The organism is Micromonospora phytophila, from assembly GCF_023656545.1.
GTDB classification, from domain to species: Bacteria; Actinomycetota; Actinomycetes; order Mycobacteriales; family Micromonosporaceae; genus Micromonospora; species Micromonospora phytophila.
This window is the reverse complement of the sequence record NZ_JAMOKF010000538.1, coordinates 1-2,331: the sequence shown is the minus strand read 5'-3', so window position 1 is coordinate 2,331 and position 2,331 is coordinate 1. Positions and strand designations below refer to the sequence as shown.

Annotated in this window: 1 protein-coding gene; it reads left to right on the top strand. The window is 76.2% G+C overall.

What is annotated here, in order from left to right:
* Positions 1 to 315: 315 nt before the first annotated feature.
* A partial coding sequence (locus NCC78_RS30905; RefSeq protein WP_250798958.1) for a hypothetical protein occupies positions 316 to 2,331 on the top strand: 2,016 nt, incomplete at its 3' end.

Here is a 2,331-nt window from a genome sequence, read left to right as displayed (position 1 = left end):
CCGGCCGGTCCCGCCCCGCGGGCCGGTGGTCGACGGCGGCCACCACGAGCGGACGAGGGTCGGCGCCGCGCCGCTGCCGACCAGCGGCCTTCCCCGCCTTCCTACCATCGCCAACACGGCCGGCGGGCCGGACTCCCCACGAGGTCCACGCGCTTGACGGCCGGCTGCGCGGGTAGTCACCCCCGCCAGCCGGGCGGTGACCGGCGCGTTCGTGGGTCACCGTCCGCCACGGACTGCTGGCCGCGCTTCGGGGGTCGCGGGCCGATGTCGGATGAGTCACCGCCTCCCGGAAGCCGGGGGTCGTCGGGAGAGATCGTGGAGCTGCGGGTCCACGGCGTCTCCGGCGTGGGAGCCGACCGGGTGCTCGACCGCCCAGACGTCGAGCAGGTGGCCGGGGACCGCCGAGGTGGCTTCCACCGCCCCCGGCCCGGCAGCAGCGGCCCGGGCGGGCTGACCGTGGAGGCGTACCGCTGGAACGACCTGCCCTCAGGCACCGCCGCCCGCACGCTGTCGCTGGTCTTCCTGCTGCCGTTCATGCTGGGCAACCTGGCCGTCTGGATGCGGCCGGCGGGCTCCGGGGCGGGCGTCAAGGCGCTGTGCCGTCTCCTCGCGCTCAACCTGACCCTGCTGTACGCGCTGACCGCCGCGGGCGTCGCCCTCGACCTGGTCGCCTGGAAGTGCCTGGGTTCGTCCCGCTGCCTCGCGGGGCGCGACTGGCTCGCCCCGCTGGGCGGCTGGTCGCCCGGGCTGCGCCTCGCCGTGCTGGCCCTGGTCCCCGTGGCCGCCGTCGCGCTGGTCTGGTTGCCGAGCGCCCGCCCGCCCCACTCGCACGGCGCCTTTCCAGCGCCCGCCGGTGGTGCCGGCGGCGACCGGCTGATCGCGGTCAGCAACTGGAACACGTTGCCGCTGGTCCGGCGCCTGCGCGCGATCCACGTCGCCGCCGCGTTCACGGCGCTGGACATCGTCCTGCTCGCCGCCCGGGCCGCCGCCGGCCTTTCCGCGCTGACGGTCGCGCTGCTCGCGCTCGCCGGAACGCTCCTCGTCGCCTGCATGGCGCTGCTCTGCGTGCCCGCCGTGCTGGAACGGGCCCCGCCCGGCCGTGGGGTGGACCAGGCGACCCCGGCGGTGGGCGCCACGGCGGGCGGGCTGACCGTCGCGACGCTCGGCGTCGTCGCCCTGGACCCGGTCCGCTGGCCGACGACGGCCGGGTTGCCCGGGTACGCCGAGATCGTCGGCGCCATGTTCCTCGCGCAGATGACGACGCTCGTCGCCCTCGGCGCGCTGGTGCTGTGGCGGCGGGGCCGCGACGATCGGCGGCCGGCGCTGCTGCGCGGCCTCGGCGCCGTGGTCGTGGCGGCCCTCGCGGTGGGTCTGGCGGGCTCACTCTCCGCCGAGCTGGTCTACCGCGCGGCGTTCGTCCTCAACCGTGGGACGGTCGCCATGCGGCCCGGCCAGCTGGCGGCACCGCCGACGACGTACCGATGGGCGATCCTGGCCTTCTTCCTCACGGCGATCGTGCTGGTGCTGGTGGGCGGCGTCATCGTCCTGCTGGGCCGGGCAGGTCGCCGGCGGACCGCGGCGGCGATAGTGGCCCGCGACTTCCCGGCGCCGCCGCCGGACGCGGCCGCCCAACTGCGGCACGTGGAGAAGGCGGTCGTCCGGGCCAGCTTCACCGAGCAGTTGGCGCCGGTGGGCGTCGCGTACGCCTGCCTGACCCTGGTCGGACTCGTCGCGAGCGTGCTGGGGCTGATGGAGGTGGAACCCGGTCCGTTCGCCGAGCGCAACCTCGGCGTGCCGAGAGAGGCGGTGGTCCTGGTGCTCACCGCCGGCGGCTGGGTGATCGTCGGCCTCGTCGTCGCGCTGGTGGTGGGCGGGCTGTTCGCCTACCGGACCTCGACGTTCCGCCGCTACGTCGGCGTGCTGTGGGACCTGGGCACGTTCTGGCCCCGGGCCGCCCACCCGTTCGCCCCGCCCTCCTACGCCGAGCGGGCCGTGCCGGAGCTGGCGAGGCGAATCTGCCAGCTCGCCGACCGCCACGACGGGGTGCTGCTCACCGGGCACAGCCACGGGTCGGTGATCCTGGCCGCCACCGTGCTGCAACTGCCCCCGCAGGTGCTGCGCCGGGTCGCGCTGCTGACCTACGGGTCCCCGCTGACCCGCCTCTACTCCCGGCTCTTCCCGGCGTACCTCGGCGAGGACGTGCTGCACGAGCTGGGCGACCGGGTCGGGTGGCGCTGGCTCAACCTCTGGCGCGACACCGATCCCATCGGTGGCTGGATCTTCTGCGCGCGCCGGCCCGGCGACCCACCGGGGTGCGCGGGGCCGGCCGGG